This window comes from Plesiomonas sp. (assembly GCF_051652165.1).
In the GTDB taxonomy this organism is placed as follows: domain Bacteria; phylum Pseudomonadota; class Gammaproteobacteria; order Enterobacterales; family CAMTGL01; genus Plesiomonas.
In genome coordinates this window covers 23,902-47,556 of record NZ_JBOFTR010000005.1, presented here as the reverse complement: position 1 = coordinate 47,556, position 23,655 = coordinate 23,902, and the positions used below count along the sequence as shown (strand labels likewise).

13 protein-coding genes are annotated in these 23,655 nt (G+C 46.1%); 7 read left to right on the top strand and 6 right to left on the bottom strand.

From position 1 onward, the window contains the following. The first annotated feature begins 17 nt into the window (after nucleotides 1-17). Nucleotides 18-1,382: a PTS transporter subunit EIIC gene (locus ACRC53_RS05455; protein ID WP_438642532.1), complete on the top strand. Its 1,365-nt coding sequence runs from the start codon at nucleotides 18-20 to the stop codon at nucleotides 1,380-1,382. 248 nt (nucleotides 1,383-1,630) lie between these two features. On the opposite strand, the gene ACRC53_RS05450 is transcribed toward ACRC53_RS05455, so the two are convergent. From ACRC53_RS05450 to rdgC, 3 genes are all read right to left on the bottom strand, one after another. Further along, complete coding sequence (locus ACRC53_RS05450) at nucleotides 1,631-4,771, bottom strand: chitinase C-terminal domain-containing protein (protein WP_438642531.1); 3,141 nt, start codon at nucleotides 4,769-4,771, stop codon at nucleotides 1,631-1,633. Nucleotides 4,772-5,397: 626 nt separating this feature from the next. Then, nucleotides 5,398-6,783: a prephenate-dependent tRNA uridine(34) hydroxylase TrhP gene (gene trhP / locus ACRC53_RS05445; protein WP_438629713.1), complete on the bottom strand. Its 1,386-nt coding sequence runs from the start codon at nucleotides 6,781-6,783 to the stop codon at nucleotides 5,398-5,400. Between the two features lie 125 nt (nucleotides 6,784-6,908). Further along, a complete protein-coding gene (rdgC, locus tag ACRC53_RS05440; RefSeq protein ID WP_438642530.1) occupies nucleotides 6,909-7,823 on the bottom strand; it encodes a recombination-associated protein RdgC in 915 nt (304 codons plus the stop codon). Between the two features lie 125 nt (nucleotides 7,824-7,948). On the opposite strand from rdgC, the gene ACRC53_RS05435 reads away from it, so the two are divergent. The 5 genes from ACRC53_RS05435 to ACRC53_RS05415 all read left to right on the top strand — a co-directional run bounded on the left by ACRC53_RS05435 (nucleotide 7,949) and on the right by ACRC53_RS05415 (nucleotide 16,396). Further along, nucleotides 7,949-9,214: an exonuclease SbcCD subunit D C-terminal domain-containing protein gene (locus ACRC53_RS05435; protein WP_438642529.1), complete on the top strand. Its 1,266-nt coding sequence runs from the start codon at nucleotides 7,949-7,951 to the stop codon at nucleotides 9,212-9,214. Then, the gene (locus ACRC53_RS05430) at nucleotides 9,211-12,990 is read left to right on the top strand and encodes an AAA family ATPase (RefSeq protein WP_438642528.1); all 3,780 of its coding nucleotides are present in this window, start codon (nucleotides 9,211-9,213) and stop codon (nucleotides 12,988-12,990) included. Before ACRC53_RS05435 ends, ACRC53_RS05430 begins: the two co-directional genes overlap by 4 nt. Before the next feature lie 172 nt (nucleotides 12,991-13,162). After that, nucleotides 13,163-13,852 carry a phosphate regulon transcriptional regulator PhoB gene (gene phoB, locus ACRC53_RS05425; RefSeq protein ID WP_438642527.1) on the top strand — a complete coding sequence of 230 codons (690 nt, stop codon included), beginning with the start codon at nucleotides 13,163-13,165 and terminating at the stop codon, nucleotides 13,850-13,852. A 49-nt stretch (nucleotides 13,853-13,901) separates the two neighbouring features. Next, nucleotides 13,902-15,239, top strand: coding sequence for a phosphate regulon sensor histidine kinase PhoR (phoR, locus tag ACRC53_RS05420; protein WP_438642526.1), 1,338 nt, complete (start codon nucleotides 13,902-13,904; stop codon nucleotides 15,237-15,239). Between the two features lie 185 nt (nucleotides 15,240-15,424). After that, nucleotides 15,425-16,396 carry a PstS family phosphate ABC transporter substrate-binding protein gene (locus ACRC53_RS05415; protein WP_438642525.1) on the top strand — a complete coding sequence of 324 codons (972 nt, stop codon included), beginning with the start codon at nucleotides 15,425-15,427 and terminating at the stop codon, nucleotides 16,394-16,396. Nucleotides 16,397-16,650: 254 nt separating this feature from the next. Here the strand turns inward: ACRC53_RS05415 and ACRC53_RS05410 are convergent, their stop codons facing one another. Genes ACRC53_RS05410 through ppk1 form a run of 3 tightly spaced genes read right to left on the bottom strand, consistent with a single transcriptional unit; the run spans nucleotide 16,651 to nucleotide 21,197 of the window. Further along, nucleotides 16,651-17,544, bottom strand: a complete 894-nt coding sequence (locus ACRC53_RS05410) for an aldo/keto reductase (protein ID WP_438642524.1) — start codon at nucleotides 17,542-17,544, stop codon at nucleotides 16,651-16,653. A 37-nt stretch (nucleotides 17,545-17,581) separates the two neighbouring features. After that, nucleotides 17,582-19,123, bottom strand: a complete 1,542-nt coding sequence (ppx, locus tag ACRC53_RS05405; RefSeq protein ID WP_438642523.1) for an exopolyphosphatase — start codon at nucleotides 19,121-19,123, stop codon at nucleotides 17,582-17,584. Beyond that, nucleotides 19,092-21,197, bottom strand: coding sequence for a polyphosphate kinase 1 (gene ppk1 / locus ACRC53_RS05400; RefSeq protein WP_438642522.1), 2,106 nt, complete (start codon nucleotides 21,195-21,197; stop codon nucleotides 19,092-19,094). The genes ppx and ppk1 overlap by 32 nt, the downstream gene beginning before the upstream one ends. A gap of 220 nt (nucleotides 21,198-21,417) precedes the next feature. Between ppk1 and ACRC53_RS05395 the strand changes: the two genes are divergently transcribed. Further along, nucleotides 21,418-23,652, top strand: coding sequence for an ABC transporter permease subunit (locus ACRC53_RS05395; protein WP_438642521.1), 2,235 nt, complete (start codon nucleotides 21,418-21,420; stop codon nucleotides 23,650-23,652). Nucleotides 23,653-23,655: the final 3 nt, after the last annotated feature.

The window sequence follows — 23,655 nt, the reverse complement described above, 5'->3', positions numbered from 1 at the left end:
ATAGGCAGGATGACACTATGAGTAATCTCTCTTCACTGGCAGCACAACTGCTGGCGGGTATTGGCGGTGAGGCCAATATCAGTAAATTAGAAAACTGCATGACACGGGTTCGGATTGAAGTTCACGATGATTCGGTGCTAGATGTTGCAGCACTGAAAATGCTGCCAGGAGTGAAAGGTTATCTCAAACAAGGTGAGCAGCATCAATTTATTATCGGGCCGGGTGCGGCAGCGAAAGTGGTTGATGCGATGAAAGCCTTGCTAACCGGTGCCCCTGCGCAAGCCCCTACTGATACGGTAAGCAGCAATAAAAATGCCGCCAAAGAGAAATACAAAGCCCCGATGAGCGGCGCGCTGAAAATGCTGGGGAATGTGTTTATCCCGATTATTCCGGCCTTTATTGCCTCAGGGATGATCCTCGGTATTATCAACGTGCTTAAGCGCCCTGATATTGCCGGTAATCTGATTGAGCAATACCCGAATATTCTGGCGCTACTCGGTATTTTTGGTAATGCCGTTTTCTCCATTATGAGTATCTTGGTCGGTGTCAATGCTGCGCGGGTATTCGGCGGCTCAATGGCCATGGGCGGGGTAATGGCGGGGATTTTAACCCACCCAGGTCTGGCTCAAGTTGAACTGTTTGGTGAGCATCTGCAACCGGGGCGCGGCGGTGTTATTGCCGTGCTGCTGGTGGTTGCTTTTATGTGCTGGGTGGAAAAACAACTGCGCCAGCGGCTGCCGGAATCATTAGAGCTGATACTTAACCCATTACTGACTACGTTAATTACGGCAAGTCTGGCGATAGTCCTGCTGCAACCGTTGGGCGGTTATATTTCAGACCTGATTGCCCACGGTGCAAGCCTTGCCATTGATAAAGGTGGTTTACTGGTTGGTGCTATTTTATCGGGTACATTCCTGCCGCTGGTTCTTTCAGGGTTACATCAGGGTCTTGTGCCGATTCATGTTGAGTTGCTGCAAAAATATGGCTCTAACCCTCTGCTGCCAATTCTTGCTATGGCGGGCATGGGGCAGGTGGGTGCGGCGATTGCAGTACTGATAAAAACCAAAAATACCCGCTTAAAAACCATGACCAAAGGCGCATTGCCGGTCGGGATCTTGGGGATTGGCGAACCGTTGATTTTTGGTGTTACTCTGCCGCTTGGTCGCCCGTTTATTGCAGCATGTCTGGGCGGGGCAATCGGTGGTGCGCTGGTCTGTTACTGGAAAGTCTCTACCGTGATTACCTTTGGATTATCCGGCGTGCCGCTGGCAGTAACCATTGTACCGGGTAAAGTTCTGCTCTATTTTGCAGGAATGGCAGTAACGGTATTGGCCGGCTTCCTCTTTACTCTGCTGCTTGGGTTTGAAGACCCAAAAGAGTAATAAATAGGGAACTGCTGTATTGCTGCGCAATAAAAGCAAAGCAAAATACGTGGGTGGGATAAACAGCCAAAGCACAAGCAGAACGAAAAGAGTAAAAGAAAAGGCATCTTTACAGATGCCTTTTTTATTTCAACGAACTTGAAAGTCATGGAATGACTATTTACGCGGTTCGTATTAATACGATTGTTATCATGGTGATTGATATCAAATCAACGTGTTATCCATTAATTAAACGTGCTATCTATTAATTAATAGCTACATACAAAGGTCCAGCTAGTGTCACTGCCCGGAACCGAGTTTGTCCACCAGTTGGCTTTATACACCTTGTTCAGATTCGCCATTTGGTCACCACCGGTTGCAAAACCATTTTGTGTCCAGTTTGGATACACTTTGACTTTGCTGGCATCAATATTTTTGCTGGTGCAGCTATCAGATACCGCACCGCCCGTTCCTCCAGTGCTGCCACCACCGGTCGCACCGCCTGTGCTGCTCAAGTCAGCTAACGGCAGGCTAGGGTATTCACCACTAAAGGCATACTCAGTACCGCTAATTTTTACCGTATAGTTAGCAGGGCCTGAAATTGGCAGGTAGTAGACCAGATCTAGATCATAAGTCTCACCTTTGGCCAGTGTTTTCCAATTTGGCAAGGTAAATGCCACACGGTGGAAATTACCTTTCAGACCGCCGATGTTATTACCCGTGTGGCCCGTTTGAATCACTTTCAGCCCTGCACCTGATTGGTCAGCGGCGTTAGCCGGTGCTGAAGTTGGAATATCAAACTGGAACTCTGTACCGCCTGGAATATCGCTACTGGTGTTGTTTTTAAAGTGAACTTTCGGGTTGATTGGGTAGTTTTGATCACCCACTTTAAAGCCATCAATGGTGACGGCGATATCTACCGCTTTTGCTGGCATCGCGCGATCAGCAAGTTTATTGCCATAGGCTGGGGCATTTTTCAGTGTATCGTACAGTGCATTGGTCATGGTATTACCGATGTAATACTCACCCCCGTTACGGTTCGGATACCATGCATAGTCACCGGCCATCTCCCAGATCATTACCCCACCCAAACCTTGGTTGGCCACATAGCCCGCTTTGGTTTTGATTGATTGCTCATCTTCGGTAGAGATAAAGACTTTCTTATCGGCGTTCCACAACCACGGCGCAACTGCTACGCTGTCATAGTAACGCACATATTTACCGGTCAGTTTGTCTTGCGGATCATTGGCTGGATCTAAACCGTATGATTGGATATAGCTTGGCAATATCCCTTTCTCAAGGTTCATGGCATGCCACATTGGGTTGCCGCCACCGGCCATCTCTTTGCCTTTAACATCCACATCGTACCAGAGGTTATCGATACCCACAGCACCGTTACCACACTGATTTTTCGGATCGCCGCCAGTCCCTGATGGGCACTGAGATTGGTTTGGCAGGGCAGCACTACCCCACAAACCGTTATCACCGCCGGTTACGTTTTGCCATCCACGGGTATAGTAAGGTACACCGATGTTAATACGGCCTGCTGGCATTGAGCCGCGGAAGTAGTGTGCTGCCCAGTCAGTATTCAGATAGCCTAAGCCACCGTATTGTGCTGTGCCATACATGTTCCATGCGGCCAGTTCACCATCTTTACCGGTATCATACAGCGCGGCATTGTGGCCAACGTAGTTGTTCCATGAGCCATGCAAGTCATAAGACATCACGTTGATGTAATCGAGATATTGAGTAACCTGATAGGTCTCCATACCCCGTAGCATATAGCCCGATGATGGCGCGGCAACGGTCAGCATGTAGTGCTTTTTATCAGCAGCACCGGCTTTATCGAGCTCTTCGCGCAGGGTTTTCATCAAGACAGAATAAGACTTCATCAGGTATGGGCGCAGTTTATCAGAGACGGCAAAGTCATCTGGATTACCGGCACCTGTCATGGATGTGGCATATTCGTAATCGATATCAACGCCGTTAAAACCGTATTTACGGATAAAATCGACCGCTGATTTAGCAAAGGTCTGAATGGCTGCGGTATTGGTGCTGCCGTCAGGGTTGGTGGTCATGGTGTAGAAACCACCGGAGGCAACACGCTTACCGTTGTCATCAAAATAGCCACCGGTTTCTGCCCAGCCACCGATAGAGATCAGTGTTTTGACATTCGGATACTGCTTTTTGAATTTATTCAGCAGGTTGAAGTGGCCTTTGTAAGGCAGGCTCGGGTCCATATCTGCCCCTGCCACGCCCGGCCATTGCAGACCAGTTGCAGCGTTGGCCGGATCAGCTTCATTGCCCACTGACACTTTAAAGTCTGGGCCGATATGCGCAAAGGCATAGTTAATGTGAGTGATTTTATCCCACGGAATATCTTTGGCCAGATAAGCCGGTTGGCCATTGCCACCGGTGCGCCATGAGGTGAAATAGCCAATGATACGGCGTGGGTGGTCAGCTCCCATCACTTCACGGCCCTCTTTATCGTACACAGTACAATAAGGCACGGCGACACCTGGGGTTTTATATAAACCCTCTGGGCGGCACTGATCTTGTGATGTGCCAGCAGTTGTGCCAACAACAAACGTTATGCTGCTTGATGTGCTCACCGCGCCTTTATCATCGGTGGCTTTTGCAACAAGGATATGCGAGCCATCAGTGGTTTTCCAAACGGCTTGATAAGGTGCGCTGGTGCTGCTGCCGACAGAAACGTTATCGACAAAAAACTCCACTTTGGCAACACTGCCATCGCTATCTTTTGCTGTGGCCGTTAGGGTCACGCTTTGGCCTGCTGATGCGCTGGCAGGTGTATCAAGGGTGATTGTCGGCGCTTGGTTACTGGTGACTGGTGGTGTGGTCGCTGTTGCGGTAATGCTGACGCTGCTGTCAGTGGTTGCACCTTTATCATCATAGGCTTTAGCCAATAATGTATGCGTACCGGCGGTGGCCACCCAAGCATAGCTATACGGGGCTGCAGTGCTGGTAGCGGTTTTTACGCCATCAATATAAAACTCAACTTTGGCAACTGTACCGTCTTTATCACTGGCTGTTGCGCTGAGTGTGACGGTATCGCCGACTTTTACACTGGCGTTATTGGCCGGAGCGGTCAGGCTAACACTCGGTGGCGTATTGACAACAGGGGCGGTGGTGGCGCAATCACCAAGCAGTTTCCACTCTTGATAAGCATTGGAATACTTATCCGGTGACATGTTTTGGTTCCACCAGTTTGCCTGATAGGCTTTATTTTGCAGTTGTACTTTGCTCGCACCACCATAGGCACTGGTGCTATTCCATGTAGGTAATCCGGTACAGTCTACCGTAGCGGCTTGCGCTGAAAATGCCATCATGCAAGCGACACTCAGCGCACTCAAATTGAGTGCGGGAGTGAGGAAGTTCTTATTCGACATAGTTGTGACATCCCTGAGTTGCCATATCCGCCGAGTCAGAGTGATCTGCACTCGGGTTAAAGGCGCAAAAAAGGAAAATTGGCCTCTGACACTAAACATAATCGAAGTATTTTCACTTAGATAAATATGTTTAAAAAATGTTAATTAATTTGTGATATTGATCGGTGTGACATTGCACATTCACTGCAATGTCATGGGCAGGTTTTTACCGCTTTTTTTGTGAAAAAAATGATGTGTATCGCAAATATAGTGTGGTGTTTACAATGCTGTACAAATGCTGGATATATCGCAACATGTGATCCGATAAAAAGCTCTGGATAATAGATAAGGGAAGCAGGAAAAAGAAAAGTGATAGAAAGAAGAGGGCGAGCAATCAGAGATAGAAAATAAGAGATTCATTGTGCGAAAAGAGAGTGAAAGGAAGATTTTAATCAAGGAAAAGAGAAGGCGATTGAAGATAAAGTTTAATTAAATCAAGGATAAAAAAGAGAGCAAGAAAAGAAAATAGTTATTGTAAACAGCAACACTGCACTGGGTTTTCCAGCACAGTATTGCTCTGTTATCAGGTTTTATCTGTCAGTTAACGCTATTTCTAGCCTGTGGATACAGGTTTTTTTAACGCCAGATTAAGCGGTGTGCGGGTTACGGGTATTACTGCCACCTAAGTTTCGCATCAGCAGTGCATAGCTTAAATCAAGGTCGGCCGGAACGGGTAAATAAACGGTGTGGCCATCACCCGGCGCAGTATCAATAGGCTGGCCTTTCTTGTTGTGCATCATTTCAATGGTAAAATTAATGTTACCATTTGGTGTCATTAGCTCAACGCTGTCACCGACCAAAAATTTATTTTTTACTGCAACCGCGGCCAATCCGTCTTTACGCTCACCGGTAAACTCACCAACAAATTGCTGTTTGTCTGATACCGAGTAGCCGTACTCATAGTTCTGGTACTCATCGTGCACGTGGCGGCGTAAAAAGCCTTCGGTGTAGCCGCGGTGCGCCAGTGATTCAAGGGTATCCATCAGTGTTTTATCAAACGGTTTTCCGGCTGCCGCATCATCAATGGCTTTGCGGTATACCTGTGCGGTGCGAGCGCAGTAGTAAAACGATTTGGTGCGCCCTTCAATTTTCAGTGAGTGCACGCCCATTTGTGTCAGGCGTTCAACATGCTGAATGGCCCGTAGATCTTTAGAGTTCATCATATATGTGCCGTGTTCATCTTCGAACGCGCTCATATATTCTCCCGGACGCTGGGCCTCTTCGATCAGATACATCTTATCGGTCGGTGCGCCTGCGCCAAGCGTGGGTTCACTGGCCAGTTCAGTAGCCGGATCGATCGTTTGGACGGCAATCGGCTCTTGTTTATGCACAATATTGCCGGTGTCGTCTTCTTTGCCTTCGTGCATTTTGTACTCCCAGCGGCAGGCATTGGTGCAGGTGCCTTGGTTGGGATCACGTTTGTTGATGTAGCCTGAAAGCAGGCAGCGGCCAGAATAAGCCATGCACAGTGCGCCGTGTACGAAGATCTCTAGCTCCATATCCGGTACATTCTGGCGGATCTCTTCTATCTCATCGAGTGATAACTCGCGTGATAAAATGACTCGCGTTAACCCCATGCTTTTCCAGAATTTTACGGTCGCCCAGTTTACAGCATTGGCCTGTACTGAAAGATGAATATCAATTTCAGGGAAGGCTTCACGTACCATCATGATCAGGCCTGGATCTGACATGATCAATGCATCAGGCTGCATATCAACAACCGGTTTGAGATCCCGCAAAAATGTTTTTAATTTTGAGTTATGCGGGGCAATGTTGACGACAACGTAGAATTTTTTGCCTTGCGCGTGGGCTTCATTAATGCCGATTTGCAGGTTTTCATGGTTGAATTCATTGTTACGCACACGCAGGCTGTAACGTGGCTGTCCGGCATACACGGCATCTGCACCATAGGCAAAGGCATAACGCATATTTTTCAGGCTGCCGGCGGGCGACAAAAGTTCGGGTTTAAACATGGTGGTCTCTTTAGATATCTGATAACAAATCAGTCGTGCCCAACCTGATTGGGAACGGTTTTACGGCATGCAGTTGCCGCAGCGCGCGCATTCTAGCACGGCCTGCGGCAAGAGTGTGATCGGGGTTACGCTTTCTCGGCAAAACCGCCTAATGCTGCAACCAGCTGTTGCAGCATAGCGGCCACTTCGCCACACATCAGTGAAAAATCGGCATCAAAACGCTGGGCGGTATCTTCACGATCAATATCATCATTTTGCTCGCGCAGAGCATCGGCAAATTTCAGACGTTTTAATGAGCCATCATCGCACAGCATAAAACTGATGCGATCTTGCCAATCAAGTGCCAGCTTGGTGACCATTTTTTTCGCTTCAATGTGCGCGATGATCTCATCACACACCAATTCTTGCTGTTTACAGCGGATCACCCCGCCATCTTCTAAAATAGATTTAAGCTCTGCCTCTTCAAGCAGGTTAAAACTGGCTGGTACATCACCACTGCGCACCCATTCGGTTAAGGTCAGCTCAATTGGCTTTTGTATATTTAATGGCAGTACCGGCAGGCTGCCGAGTGATTTACGCAGCAGAGCCAGCAGATCTTCTGCCCGCTTTGCTGAAGCGGCGTCAATCATGATCAAGCCCTGTGTCGTATCAATCCAAGCGAGGGTTTGGCTACTTTTGGTGAAGGCACGCGGCAGAAGGGTTTGCAGCACTTCATCTTTAATGCTGTCTTTCTCGGTTTTTTTCAATTTGCGCTGCTGCTCTGCTTCAAGGCGTGCCACTTTTGCAGAGACCGCTTCTTTGATGACCGTTGCGGGCAGCATCTTCTCTTCTTTGCGCGCGCAGAGCAAAATTTGCCCCTGCGTGGCATGCACAAAGGCATCAGCATTACGGCCAAGAGGAGAAACCCAACCGAATTTGGCCATATCCTGACTGCCACACGGAGTAAACGCAAAATCAGCCAACTGTTTTTCTAGCGTTTCTGTTTGCAAGCTGATATCGCGGCTAAAGCGGTAGACCATGAGATTTTTAAACCAGAGCATAAGACTTTCCGTGGGAAGAGAGAGTAATGCGCACAATAATAACGGATCAGGCTTTATCTTGTCGTCTTATCCGGCACAATGCGTAGTAATTATCTGTTTTCCTGTGTGTAACGAAGTGGATCAATATGACTGAAAAACGATTAAAAATAGTGCATACCGCCGACTGGCACTTAGGACACCATCTACACGGGTATGATCGCAGTGCCGAGCATCAGGCATTTTTAGATTGGCTACAGGCTACACTGTTGCGTGAGCAGGCTGATGTATTGCTGGTGGCTGGCGATCTGTTTGATTCGGCAAATCCGCCGGCATCCGCATGGCAAATGTTGTACCGTTTTTTGGCACACATTACCCGCCAGATGCCGCATTTAAATGTGGTGATGATTGGTGGAAATCATGACTCACCCAGTAAATTAGATGCGCCGCATGAGCTGCTGCGCGCTTTTAACCTGCATTTAATCGGCGCAATCAGCCGTGATCAGCACGGTGAGCTGGAAACCGAACGCCTGCAAATTCCGTTACTTGATGCCGAAGGTCAAGTGTGTGGCACTGTGCTGGCGGTGCCCTTTTTGCGCAGTGCTGATTTGCGCGGAACGGAAGATACCGAAGATCGGTTGTTATCAGGCGTACGGGCAGTGTATCGCTCGGCAGTCGCGGCGGCAGAGACTCAGCGTGGTCTTGCACCTATCCCACTAATAGGAATGGGGCATGCGTATATGGCGGCAGGGCAATTATCGGAGATGTCGGAGCGCCGTGTGCTAGGGGGTAATCAGCATGCACTACCGGCAGATATTTTTCCCTCAACACTCAGTTATGTGGCGCTCGGACACCTGCACATGGCGCAGCGCGTGGCGGGTACCGAGCATATTCGCTACAGCGGTTCGCCGCTGCCGTTGTCACTGGCTGAGCACAATTATCGGCACCAAGTTCTGCTGTGTGAGTTCGCTGGCGCAACGTTATTGCAGGTTACACCGCTGTATGTACCACGTTATTGCGACATGCTGCGCTTACCGGGAAAACCACTGCCGCTAAGTGAAGTATTGTCACAGCTTGAGCAGTTACATACTGAGCCTTTACCGCGGGCACAGCAGCCTTTCCTTGAGGTTCAGGTTTTACTGGATAAACCGATTGCCATGCTGCGTGAAAAAATTGCAGCCGTGTTGACAGGAAAGGCCGTACGTTTGGCAAAAATCAGTGTGACCTATCCGCCAAAAACACAGGGGATATTGCCACGCCAGACACTGGCTGAACTCAAACCCGAAGAGGCGTTTCGCCTTTGCTATCAGCGCCGTTTTGCCGGAGACCCTGAACCGGCCTTGCAGCAGGCTTTTAATGAGTTGTTGGCGCATACTGAAGAGCTTGAACAGGGCGAAGAGAGGGCAAAATCATGAAAATTATCGCCTTACGCGGAGAGAACTTAGCCAGCCTACAGCAAGCGTTCAGCATTGATTTTGCTCAAGGCATTTTGGGGGATGCAGGGCTGTTTGCCATCACTGGCAACACGGGGGCAGGAAAAAGTACCTTGCTCGATGCTATCTGTCTGGCGCTGTATGACCGTGTTCCACGCTTACAAAGTAACCGAAAAAATGACCCTCAAATTGGGCGGGAAGATGATCCGAACCGTATTGCCGCCAATGATGTGCGCAATATTTTACGGCGTGGGGCAACTGAAGGCTTTGCTGAGGTAGATTTTAGTACTGAAGAGGGAGTTATCTATCGCGCTCATTGGCGTGTTCGCCGGGCGCGTAATCGCGCAGAGGGCCGCTTGCAGCAAAGTGAAATGTGGCTGGAAAATTTGCATGATCAAACTCGCTATGCGGGTAAAAAAACCGAAGTGCTGGCGCGCATTGAAACCCTGTTGGGGTTGACGCTAGATCAGTTCCAGCGGGCCGTGTTGTTACCACAAGGGGATTTTGCCGCATTCTTAAAGGCCGGTATTGATGAGCGTGCCGCACTACTTGAGCGAATGACGGGAGGGGAAATTTACTCGCGTCTATCACAACAGGCCTATGCACGCGCTAAAGAGGAGGAGCAAGTACTTACTCAACTTACTGCACAGTTAGGTGATGTCGCCTTACTGAGTGAGCCTGAAAAACAAGCATTGCAGCAACAGTATACACAATTAGAGCAGCAACTTCTTACAGCAGAAACACGCAGTGAGCAGATTCGCGAGCAGCAGAATTTACTCCGACAGCAAGAGGAGTTGCAAACGGCATTACAACAGGCGCAACAGTATGCCGATAGCCAGCAAGCACAACAAGAGAGCCTTGCGCCGCGCATTGCTTATTTGCAGGATGTTGAGCGTATTCAGCCTGCCCGTGTCTCATTACAGCGGTTACATGAAACAGATCGTCAGCAACAACGGGTGGCTGAACAGTGTGTAGAACAACAGAGATACATTAATAAAAGTAAGCAATCACTATCAGACATAAACCAGCGTATACAAGATGCTGAGTTTCGTTGTACACAAGCACGCACACAGTGGGAAGTACTAGAGCCACAACTAAAAACAGGGGCTACACTTGAGTTGCAAATGGCAGACATTGCCGATCGTCAGCAGGGTCTACAGCATACTGAACGGGATCAACAACAGCAGATAGATAACGGTCAGCATCAGTTTGATGGCCTGTCGCGTCAACTCTCAGAAAGAAAGCGAGCACTCACTCGTATTGATGATGTATTACAAGGTTTGCATACTGTTGCCACTATTGCAGCCCAATATAAACCGCTGACTAACATGCTTGAGCAATACCGACATAGTTATCACCACATTGTTCAGTGGCAAAACAGCGCACAAGCTCTTAATGAAGCGCAACCGGTACAACAACAAGCTTTGCAACAACAAATAGAACGTATTGGCAACAGTGAACAACAAATCACAGCACTCGGTCATGCGCCTGATGAACAAACGTGCAACCTTTGGTATCAAGAGCAACAACAGCTTACTTTACAGCAGAATGTCGACCAAAAACAGATTGAGTTATTACAGCATATTCGCAATCGCAGTGAGCACTGGCTGTATCTTAACCAGTCTATTATCGGTGAGCAGCAAAAACAGCATGATAATCAGCAGAAAATTGCGGAAACCGAGCAGAGCATCGCTGAGTATGAACAACAGTGTATACGACTGCGTGCCCAATATCATGAAGCACAATATTCGCTTGAACAGACGCGCGCGACCGTAGAGTTAGATGCATTTCGTCCACAGCTTAAAAGTGGTCAACCCTGCCCGTTGTGCGGCGCAACTGAACACCCTTATCAGACTGCTGTACCACAAATAGAGAGTTTATTGTCATTACAGCAACAACGCCTACGCGAGTTAGAAACGCAACTGCGCAAAACCGAAACTGAGCAGCAAACCCTGCGCCACTGGCTGCAACAAAACGCACTGCAATATCCTCAGCAACAGCGCCAACTTGCACAATGGCAGATCCAACAAAAAGAGTATCGTTGTGAACTGTACGATACGATGCAAAACATTATTGAACCTGATATTGCACTTGCATGGGCTGATTTTGAGCGTACACAGGTGGTCGCTGTGTGGAATCAGGCGCTTGAGCTGCATCAGCTTCATCTGAAAAAGCAAATACAAGAGCGTGAACTGCAATTGCGGCGTTTGCAAAGTGCCCAGCAAAAGCAAGAGCAACAACAACAGCAGCGTTTGCAATTAAGTCTACAACTGAGCAAAGAGCAGCAAACACTCGCACGTTTGCAGCAAGAGATAGCGCAACGACGTGATCAAAAAAATCATCTAGATGAAAAAATTGCACATGAACAACAGCAGCAACAACTGCGTGCTACTAGTATCAATGAACAGTTTGGCCATACACAGTGGTTGAGCTGGATAACTCAGCCACATGCCCAGCAACAATTGCACATGTTACAGCAGCAAGCCGAGCAGTATATCCAACAAAAAAATCAGCAAGAGCAATTACTGGGAAGTTTACGTGAACTTGAGCCTCAATGTGCAGAATTTGCTGCCGTCATTCAGCAGCAGCAACAGCAATATCGTGAGCTGCAACAGCAAAAAGCACAACTTCAGCAGCAATATCAGCAGCATAAAATTGCGCGATCTCAACTGCTCGGTAGCCGCCCACTGGCAGTGATTGAACTACAGGCTAAAACGGCATGTAGCGAAGCAGAAAAACAGTATCAACAACTTCAACAACAGTACCAGTTATTACAGCAAAAAGAGGCCGCAGACAATGCAACACTGCATACACTGCAAGAGCAACAACAGCACGCAAGAGCGTTGTTTCAACAATCAGCCACCACATGGCAACAACACCTACAGCAGTATGCATGCACAGAACCAACATTATTAGCGTGGTTAGCACATGATACCTCATGGATATCGCGCGAGCGTGCAGAGCTGCAAGCATATGAAAAAGCTTATAATAGTGCGATGACCCGTTTACATGAGCGGCAGGCACAACACTTAGCATTACAACCACGGGCAGAACACGCGAAGAGTATCTTGGTCGAATGGGCGACTGCTGAAAAAACTGAGCCAACAACACTTTTTTCGCATGTGCAGCAGCAATTACAGCAGTATCGTGATCAGTTATTTACGCTGAAAACAACACTACATCAGGATAAAGAGGCCAGAGAACGAGCCGGTGATTTGCAGCAACGTATTATTGAACAACAAGTTAAAACAGAACGTTGGTTACAGCTCAATGAACTTATTGGATCAGCAAGCGGTAATAAATTTCGCACTTTTGCACAAGGGCTGACACTTGAACATCTGCTATTAGCTGCAAATGAACATTTGCACGCTTTAGCACCACGTTACGAACTGATGCAAGTTCCCGACAGCACCTTATCATTGCAGGTTATCGATCATGATATGGGGGATGAAGTGCGCGCGGTTGAATCGTTATCAGGGGGGGAAACATTCTTGTTCTCATTAGCACTGGCACTGGCATTAGCGTCGTTGTGTGCTGATACGCGCCGTTTAGGTACATTATTTATTGATGAAGGATTTGGTACGCTTGATCCCGATAGCTTAGAACAAGCACTTTCGTGCCTTGATGCGCTACAAGCAGAAGGCCGTCAGATTGGCGTAATTTCACATGTTACAACGCTAGTTGAGCGCATTGGTACACGTATTGCTGTAGAAAGTATTGGTGGAGGATGTAGCCAAATTCGTATTTTAGCTCACTAACGTGACACGAAAAATAGCGCATAATATTCACTAAAAACAGTATGCGTTATTTTTAATATGAACAATAAATGCGGAAAATGAATGGGTCAGTCACGATGTTAACGTAACTGTAATAAAAATGACCCATAATGTTTTAGGATCTCAGGAGAGACATACTTAAACAGGAATCGTTATGGCAAGGCGAATTCTCGTCGTTGAAGACGAAGCACCAATCCGCGACATGTTATGTTTTGTGTTAGAACAAAAAGGCTATGAGCCGGTAGAAGCTGAAGATTACCAAGCGGCTATCAATAAAATGGCCGAACCTTACCCTGATCTGATCTTACTCGATTGGATGCTGCCAGGGGGAACAGGGATTCAACTGATCAAACACCTTAAACGGGAAGAGATCACGCGCAGTATTCCGGTAGTGATGCTAACAGCCCGTGGTGAAGAAGAGGATAGAGTACGTGGATTAGAGGTAGGTGCTGATGACTACATCACCAAACCGTTCTCTCCTAAAGAGCTAGTTGCCCGTATAAAAGCAGTGATGCGCCGAATATCACCCACATCAGTTGAGGATGTGATTGATGTACAAGGCCTAAAACTTGATCCCATCTCTCACCGTGTTACCTCCGGTGAGCACCCTGTCGATATGGGGCCTACAGAGTTTAAGCTATTGCACTTTTTTATGACTCATCAAGAGCGAGTGTACAGCCGTGAACAGCTACTCGATAACGTATGGGGCACGAATGTATATGTCGAAGATCGTACAGTAGACGTACACATTCGTCGTTTACGAAAAGCCTTAGAAATTTCAGGCCATGATCGACTGGTACAAACGGTTAGAGGCTCTGGTTATCGATTCTCATCCCGTTATTAATACCTAAAATTCTTGTTGAAAATATGAGTGCCGAGGTATGGAGTAGAACATGGTTGAGCGTTTGTCATGGAAAACGTTAGCAAAAGAGTTAGCGTTTTTTTATATCCCCGCACTCATTGCCAGCCTGTTATTTGGGCATACGCTACTGTTAATGATTACTGCATCGGTGATGGCTTTGCTCTGGCACTTCTATAATCAGCTTAAATTATCAAGCTGGTTATGGGTAGATAAAAGCATGACCCCACCGACAGGAAAAGGTAGCTGGGGGCCACTGTTTAACGGTATTTACCGCTTACAGCAACGTAATCGCCGTCGTCGCCGGGAATTAGCTACACTCATTCGCCGTTTTCGCAGTGGGGCAGAGTCTCTGCCCGATGCCGTGGTAGTATGTACTGAAGATGGCAGTATTTTTTGGTGTAATAAACTGGCACAGCATATTCTCGGTTTTCGCTGGCCGGAAGACAGCGGGCAGCATATTTTAAACCTTGTGCGTAGCCCTGATTTTTCCGCTTATTTGCACACTAAAAACTTCAGTAAACCTTTAGTGATTGCCTCTCCAGCCAATCATGATCGGTATGTTGAGTTACGCGTTATGCCCTATAGCGAAGGGCAGTTTTTGATCTCCGCACGTGATATTACCAAAATACGTCAGTTAGAAGGTATGCGGCGCAACTTTTTTGCCAATGTTAGCCATGAGTTGCGTACGCCATTGACCGTATTACAAGGTTATCTTGAGATGCTTGACGACGACGACACTGATCCTGAGTTTTGGGCAAAAGCCCACAAAACAATGCTCGAACAGACTAAGCGTATGGAAGCCCTGGTTGAGCAAATTTTAACCCTTTCGCGTATTGAAGCTGCGCCAGAAATTAACCTTAATGAACCGGTAGATATTCCGGCGATATTAGATCTGCTAGAGCACGATACCATCGGCTTAAGCCAAGAGCATACAGTCAGTTTTGATATCGACCATCAGTTATTTGTATACGGTGATGCAGATCAGTTACGTAGTGCAGTCTCTAATTTGGTGTATAACGCCATTAATCACACACCAGAAGGCACACAAATTCACGTACGCTGGTATAAAAACTCAAGTGGAGCTTGTTTTGAGGTCAATGATAATGGTCCTGGTATTCCAGCCAACCATCTTGGTCGGCTCACTGAGCGTTTTTATCGAGTAGATAAAACGCGATCCCGTAAAACAGGGGGAAGTGGCTTAGGATTAGCCATTGTTAAACACGCATTAATTCACCATGATAGTCGGTTAGATATTCAAAGCACACTGGGCATTGGTAGTCAGTTCTCGTTTATTATGCCGCATTCGTTGTTAGTTCAATGTATTCCTGTTATTCATCAAGAGAAGCGAAATACGGCTTTTACTGAGTAATCTTAATAATATTGAAACAATAAATCACATCGCTGGTTGAACAACGTGTGCGTAGATGAAAAAAAGAAAATAGGCAAATAAATAGCTGCATGTCATTTAAATGTCATCTTTAAGATATAAAACTGTCATCAGTTCGCTAGATACTAGCCCGACTTCTACGAAGGACCGTTTATGGAGAGTTTAAAATGAAATTGAAAGCATTGGTCAGCGCCTTAAGTTTTAGCATCGTCGCTTCATTTGCCAGTAGTGTCTATGCTGCTGTAGACAGTGATTTGGCTGATTATAAAAAAGTCAGTGGTGTTTCAGGTAATTTATCTTCTGTCGGTTCTGATACATTAGCAAACTTGATGACGTTGTGGGCTGAACAATTTAAGCGTGAATACGCAAACGTTAATATTCAAGTTCAAGCTGCGGGTTCTTCTACTGCACCTCCGGCGTTAACCGAAGGTACTGCACAATTAGGCCCAATGAGCCGTAAAATGAAAGGCAAAGAGATCGAAGCCTTTGAGAAAAAATTTGGTTATCAACCTATCGGCGTACCTGTTGCAATTGATGCGTTGGCAGTATTTGTCAATAAAGATAACCCAATCAAAGGGTTGAATTTTGAACAACTTGACGCTATCTACTCTACCACACTCAAATGTGGCGCAAATGAGCCTGTTACCCGTTGGGGGCAATTAGGTGTTACTGGCGAACTGGCTAATAAAGATATCCAATTGTATGGCCGTAACTCAGTATCGGGCACATACGGTTATTTTAAAGATCATGCGCTGTGTAAAGGTGATTTTCGCAGTAACGTGAATGAGCAACCCGGTTCAGCCTCGGTCGTTCAATCAGTTGGTGCATCACTTAACAGCATTGGTTATACCGGTATCGGTTATAAAACCTCAGGCGTGCGAGCACTGCCGCTGGCTGAGAAGGGCACCGCTTATGTCGAGCCTACAGAAGCAAATGCTATCAACGGTTCATATCCGTTATCACGTTACCTTTATATTTACGTGAATAAGCACCCAAACAAACCGCTTGATCCAATGACGGCTGAGTTCCTGAAAATGGTTCTGTCAAAGCAAGGTCAAGAGTTGGTTGAGAAAGACGGTTATATCCCTGTTCCGGCTAAAGTTGTCGCAAAAGATTTAGATGCATTGGGTATTAAATAATACCGTGATGATTTACAGATAAATCGTATTTTTGCAATAAAGTAAAGAGCTAAAAAAGGCCATCTTTTATTAAGGTGGCCTTTTTATTAACGTTATTATCTTCAATTGAGCAATATAAAAAGATAAAAAGATAAAAAGATAAAAAGATAAAAAGATAAAAAGATAAAACCAGTCAGGCTTATTTGATTGCTTAAATAACGATTTATTTTTAATAGAGAGTAGAGAAAATGATCATGCTCTCTTTATAATGTTCATTACGGAACATCGTAACCAAGAGCAGCTCGGCGAATACGAAACCACTGCTGACGATTGATAGTATAATTAAGTGCTTGGCTTGCCTGTGTTACACGAGATATTTTACCCGATCCAATAATAGGGAGTGGCTGGCTTGGCAAGGCTAAAATCCATGCATAGACCACTTGCTCGATACTGATAGCGCCCAACTCACCGCGAATAGCCTCGATCTCATCACGCAGCGTCTGGTATGCCGGATCGGTAAACAGACGCCCACCGCCTAGACACGACCACGCCATCGGACGGATGCGTTTTTCCTGACACAGATCCAGCGTGCCATCGAGCAGTAAATCCTGATACAGCGGTGAAATCTCGACTTGATTTGTGACTAATGGAAAATCCAATCGGCTTTGCAGTAACGAGAACTGCTGAGCGGTAAAATTAGAGACACCCACATGGCGCACTTTGCCGCTTTTACGCAGCGTAGTGAATGCTTGAGCTACCTCATCGGCATCCATGAGTGGATCAGGACGGTGGATCAACAACAAATCCAGATAATCAGTGTGTAAATTACGCAATGAACGTTCTGCTGAGGCGATAATATGGGAAGTGTTGGTAATATAGTGGTTCAACGCATACTCAGGGCGGGTGGTTAATGCAATCCCACATTTACTGACAATCTGAATATGTTGCCGTAATGAGGGTTGTAAACGCAGCGCATCGCCAAATGCCTGTTCACACTGATAACTGCCATAGATATCTGCGTGATCGGTGGTTGTGATACCCAAATCAAGGTGCTGCTGAATGAAGGTAGCTGTTTGCTGGGCATTAAAACCCCACTCCATTAAACGCCAATAGCCCATCACCATACGAGAAAAAAGCGGCCCATTGGCCGCCAGTTGACGTTGTTGCATATTTCATCCTTGGTTTTATTGGTATTCCATGGCGTATTTATTCTGCAGTGGAAGCTTCAGATAACGTTAATGACCAGCCTATATCCTGTAAATATTGTTGCTCTATCTCAAGATCGGCCTGTACCAACATATTTTGCTGAAGATATTGTGCAGGTAAACTGAGTTCCCAATCGTGATCTTGCGTTGATAATCGTGCAAATGCAGGTGGGTTAGTGGCCTGACGTTGCTTGTTGAGTAGCACACTCAAGCGCAAAATCCGAATTAACGGATAGAGTGATTTTTTCTTAAACAGAGCAAATGAGGGCATCAGTTCAAGTTTGAGTGCTTTACGGTGGTAACGTACCAAAGTTGCCAATAAATTTTGTTGTTCTTGGTTGAAACCTGGTAGATTCGTGTGTTGTAAAAGATAGGCTGAATGGCGATGAATACCACTATCATTAATACTCAAGCCTATTTCGTGCAGCAATGCTGCCCAACCAAGCAAAACTTCAAGTTTTGGATTAGCAGTATCAGCGTTAGCAAATAGCCACTGATGATACAAATTCATTGCGGTATCGCGTACACGGCCTGCCTGATCACGGTCAATCTTATAACGCTCGGCAAGGCTCAGAGCAGTGCGAACCCGAATATCTTCAAAGCGAAACCGCTCTTCCATCTCGTACATCACGCCTTCACGTAATGCACCATCAGAAAAGCGCATTTCATTGATTTTTAGCTCATCAACAATTCCGCATAAAATGGCCAAGCCGGGCACGAACACCGATTGCCGGTCTTCTGACAAACCGACCAGTTTCAGTGAGTCCATATCCGGAAATTCAAGCACTTTCTCGACAATACGGCCTAAGCGTTCACGTGAAATTCGGCCATCTTTATCGCCCATAGCAATAATCACTTCATGCACGGCTTTGATTGAACCTGAAGATCCCAGCGCAAAATCCCAGTTTAACTGACGATATTGCCAGCTTAGATTTTCGAGCTTTTGTTGTGCCGCGACACACGCTTTTTTAAATGCCGTGGCCGAGATTTTACCGTTGGGAAAAAAACGCTGGGCAAAGCTGACACAGCCCATCTGGCGGCTTTCGGCAAATATCGGTGTAAAACCCTCACCGATAACCATTTCAGTAGAGCCGCCGCCAATATCAACCACTAATCGCCGCCCAGTTTCAGGCTGGGTATGGGCTACACCTAAATAGATTAAACGCGCCTCTTCTTGGCCTGCAATAATTTCAATGGGGAAAGGCAGTACCGCTTCAGCTTGTGCCAGAAAATCATCAACATTGGCCGCGCGGCGTAGTGTATGCGTAGCCACAATACGCACATTGTCTTCATCAAAGCCTTGTAAGCGTTCAGCAAACATGGCTAAACAAGCAATACCTCGATCAATGGCCTCTTGGCTTAGATGGTTATGGTTGTCTAACCCATCAGCTAAGTGCACCCGCTGTTTAATGCGCGATAAAATCTGAAGAGATCCATCAACAACCCTTGCTACTACCATATGAAAACTGTTTGACCCTAAATCAATGGCTGCAATCTCTTTGGGTTTATTCTCAATTGTGGCTGATAATGTGGTGATTGGCATCGTGTTCGGCCTGCTGTTCGCGGAGTTCTACGCCTTTAAAATAATCATAGATAGCCAGTTGAGACTGTAATTTACGCTTATTACCGCGTGGTACATAACGGTTACTCAGCTCTTTATCAATGATCCGTGCTTTAACAGTGTCATTAAATTGCAGATTAAGAATATCCAACACCTGCTTTTTCAGTTCGGCATCTAAAATCGGGGTGCCCACTTCAATACGATAATCAATGTTGCGCGTCATCCAGTCGGCGGAGGAGATATACACCAAGGTATCGCCGGCATTTTCAAATGCATAGACCCGCGGATGCTCTAGGTAGCGGTCAAGAATACTGGTGATGTGAATGTTTTCACTCACCTCTTTTAACCCCGGCACCAGTGAGCACATACCACGGATCAGCAGCCGCACGGTAACACCGGCATTGGAAGCTGCATACAGGCGATCAATGAGCCCTTTATCCACCAGATTATTGATCTTAAGAGAGATCCCCGATTTTTGCCCGCTTTGTGCATGCAAAATTTCTTGATCGATCAATTTATACAGCATTTTGCGCGAGTTTTGTGGCGATACAATCAGGTGTTCAAAGGTGACGGGGCGATAAGGGTTCTCAATAAAGTTAAATACCCGCCGAACCTCATTGGTAATGCGTGGATCACGCGTTAATAAGGTAAAATCAGTGTATAAACGTGCTGTTTTTTCATGAAAGTTACCCGTACCTACGTGTGCATAACGTTCATACACTTCACCTTCACGGCGAGTAATTAGGCAAAGTTTTGAGTGAATTTTTAATCCTGGAATAGAAAAAATAACATGCACGCCCGCTTCAGTGAGCTGTTTTGCCCAATGAATATTTGCTTCTTCATCAAAACGGGCTTGCAGCTCAACGACCACGGTCACTTTTTTACCATTATTGGCCGCATGGATCATTGAATCAATAATCCGAGAGTCTTTCGCTACCCGATAAATATTGATTTTGATTGAAACTACGTTTGGATCAAAAGAGGCTTGCCGTAACAACTCAGTAAAGTGATTAAATGTGTGATAAGGGTAGTACAGCAGAATATCCCGCTCTTTAATGGCATCAAACGCTGTATCGTGGCTCAGGAAAATTGATTGCTCAAGCGGTGGCATTGGCTTATTCACCAATGACGGTTTACCTACATTTGGGAACCCAATGAAATCTTTAAAATTATGGTAACGACCACCTGGAATGATCGAGTCGTAAGAGGATATGCCAAGTTTTTCTTTTAAATAATCAACTAACTCATCAGGCATATCGCGTTGGTAAACAAAGCGTACTGGTTCAGCGGTTAATCGCTGTTTTAAACTAAATGACATCTGCTCAAGCAGACTAGACTCAAGTTCATTGACCAAATCGTACTCAGCATCACGCGTCATTTTCATCGAGTAAGCGGTGAGTGAATCGTACTCAAAAAAGCCGCGAAAAATATCATCAAGGCAAAATCGAATCACATTATCGAGTAAAATTATGGTCTTACGGTTTCGCGGCTTTTCTTGTGGTAATGTGATAAAGCGGGGTAAACGGCTGGCAGGGATCTCAATTAATGCATATTGTGTCTCTGACTCTTTACGCATTTCGACAACTAAATAGGTATAGTCATCTTTTAAAAATTGAACCAGATCAACTTGTGATGACAGCATGGTAGGCGTGATGAACTGTAATACATTCTGCCGGAAATACTCTTTTAGCCAGTTTTTTTGGCTATCGGCAATCTGGCGCTCATTGACCAAAAATATTTGGTTGCGTGCCATCTCTAATAATAATTCGTTATAAAGCGAATCGAAATCTTGATTCATGCGTAGAACACGAGCTTGGATTTTTTTCAGTAAATGGCGGGCACTGGCTTCCGTTCCCTGTTCTTCATTGATCAAAATACGGCGCTTTACATCGGCAAAGCGAACTTTATAAAACTCATCTAAGTTATTGGAATAAATACCTAAAAAACGTACTCGCTCAATCAGCGGGTTAGTTTTATCTGCCGCTTCTTGCAGTACTCGCTCGTTGAAAGACAGCCAACTGAGCTCTTTTTCAATATACAACTTTTCCAGACTCATACTGTGTCCTTAAATCATCCATGTAGCGCGTTGCCATTTACTCGCAGTAATACTCTGTTTTTCCGTAAATTAACAACCGTAAGTTTTATAATAAGAAATATAGAATATTGCCACAATATCAACACATTAGTCTAAGTAAGTCTATAAGTGTAAGTTGTCACATGTTTGTAATATAAACGACATACAATTCGTAACTATCATGTAGTCAATGGGAATACTCATGGTTGACGTAGTCAGTCTTTCTTTAAAGGGAAGCAAAAGCAGAGCGTTCAAAGATAAGCTTGCAAAATACGGTGTTACAGGGGGCGGGATGTTAGTCTTAGTCGCCTTAATGCTGATCTTTTTTTACCTGCTTTATATTATTTTACCGCTATTTAAGTCAGCTTCTGTGGTGAAACAGCAGGAAATTGCTGTCGATACACATAAACCGGCTATTTTACTCGGTCTGGATGAACGCAGTGAAGCGGGTTACCGACTGACGCAAGATGGTGAGATTACCTATATTCAGTTAGTGGGTGATCGTGCTGAGAAGCCTGGTACTGTGCTGTTAAAGCAGCAGTTAAGCCATAACGTTTCTTCTTTTGCAAAAACAGTTCCGAGTGTTGGAGTGTATGCATTAGGAAATACTGATGGTTCAGTGACCGTGTTCCAGCCACAATTTTCTTCTAATTTTGGTGCAGATAATTTACGTCACACTCGCCCAAAATTGAAATTTCCTTTAGGGGAAACGCCACTTTTACTTGATAGTAAAAAACAGCCACTCGTGCGTTTAGCGATCAGTACGCAAGATGAATCGGCTGAACTGGCTGGGTTAACGGCCGATCATCGCTTGTTATTCGGTAAATACGAAGCGCAAGAGAACATGATGAGCGGAGATATTGAGTGGAAAGGAGATGTGACAACAGTTCCTGATCTGCCAAAGCAAGTTAACGAGCTGTTAATCACCCCTAATGGTCGTTTTTTGTATGTGCAATCAGCCAAACAACTGTATATCTACGATTTGCGTGGTGACGCACCTGAATTGCGGGAAGTCACTACACTGACGAAAGAGGCAATGCCAACACAGTTATCGCTGATGGCCGGTGGTAGTTCGTTACTGGTCGCTAGTGATGATGGCAAGATCACCCAGTGGTTTGATGTTAATACCGGTAATGGCCCGGTATTAACGAAAATTCGTGAGTTGGCAACCGGCAGTGTGGGTGTACAAAAGATTCAGCCAGAATATTTCCGCCGTGGGTTTGCAACGCTGCACAACAACGGTGATGTCGGGCTGTATTACACCACCAGTGAAAATCGCTTATTTCAGGAAAAACTACTAGATAAACAACCGTATGCGTTAACAATTTCTTCGCGTGCTAACGGTATGTTATTAGAAGAGGCCGGTAACTGGGCACTGTTTGATGTGCACAATGAGCACCCTGAAGTGAGTTGGAGCGCACTGTGGAGTAAAGTCTGGTACGAAGGTTATCGTGAACCGCAGTATGTATGGCAATCTACTTCAGCCAGTGATGACTTTGAATCAAAATTAAGCCTTGTTCCGATCTCGTTTGGTACGTTAAAAGCCGCATTTTACGCGATGCTATTTGCTGTGCCATTGGCCTTGTCGGGCGCAATTTATACTGCTTATTTTATGTCAGCAGGAATGCGCAAGATTATCAAGCCAACGCTGGAAATTATGGGCGCATTGCCGACCGTTATTTTGGGCTTTTTGGCCGGATTGTGGTTAGCTCCTGTGCTTGAGCAGTACTTAACCGGTGTGGCCACGTTTTTGATTGCGTTACCACTCTCAATTTTGTTAACCGCTTTTTTGTGGGGCAAAATTCCTGACAGTTTACGCCATTATATGCGTGAAGGGTGGGATGCACTCATTCTGATACCCGTGATTTTACTGGTGGCGTACGCCTCGTTTAGCCTGAGTCCGGTTATCGACCACACCTTCTTTGGCGGCGATATTCGTAATTTCCTTAGCAATGAGCTTGGCTTTACGTTCGATCAGCGTAATGCGCTGGTAGTGGGTATTGCGATGGGTTTTGCGGTTATCCCGAGTATTTTCTCGATTGCTGAAGATGCGATTTTCAGTGTGCCGCGTAACTTAACTAACGGCTCACTGGCACTTGGGGCAACCCCATGGCAAACCCTCACTCGGGTCGTATTGTTGACAGCCAGCCCAGGGATCTTCTCTGCGGTGATGATAGGGCTTGGTCGTGCCGTGGGTGAAACCATGATCGTACTGATGGCCACCGGGAATACACCGATTCTCGATTGGAGCTTGTTCCAAGGGCTGCGCACGCTGGCTGCGAACATCGCCGTTGAAATGCCAGAGGCAGAAGTAGCGAGTACACACTATCGGGTGCTGTTCTTGACCGCTTTTGTTCTGTTTGTCTTTACATTTGTGTTCAACACCATAGCCGAATATATCCGTCAGCGTTTACGCGATAAGTACAGTTCGCTGTAAGGG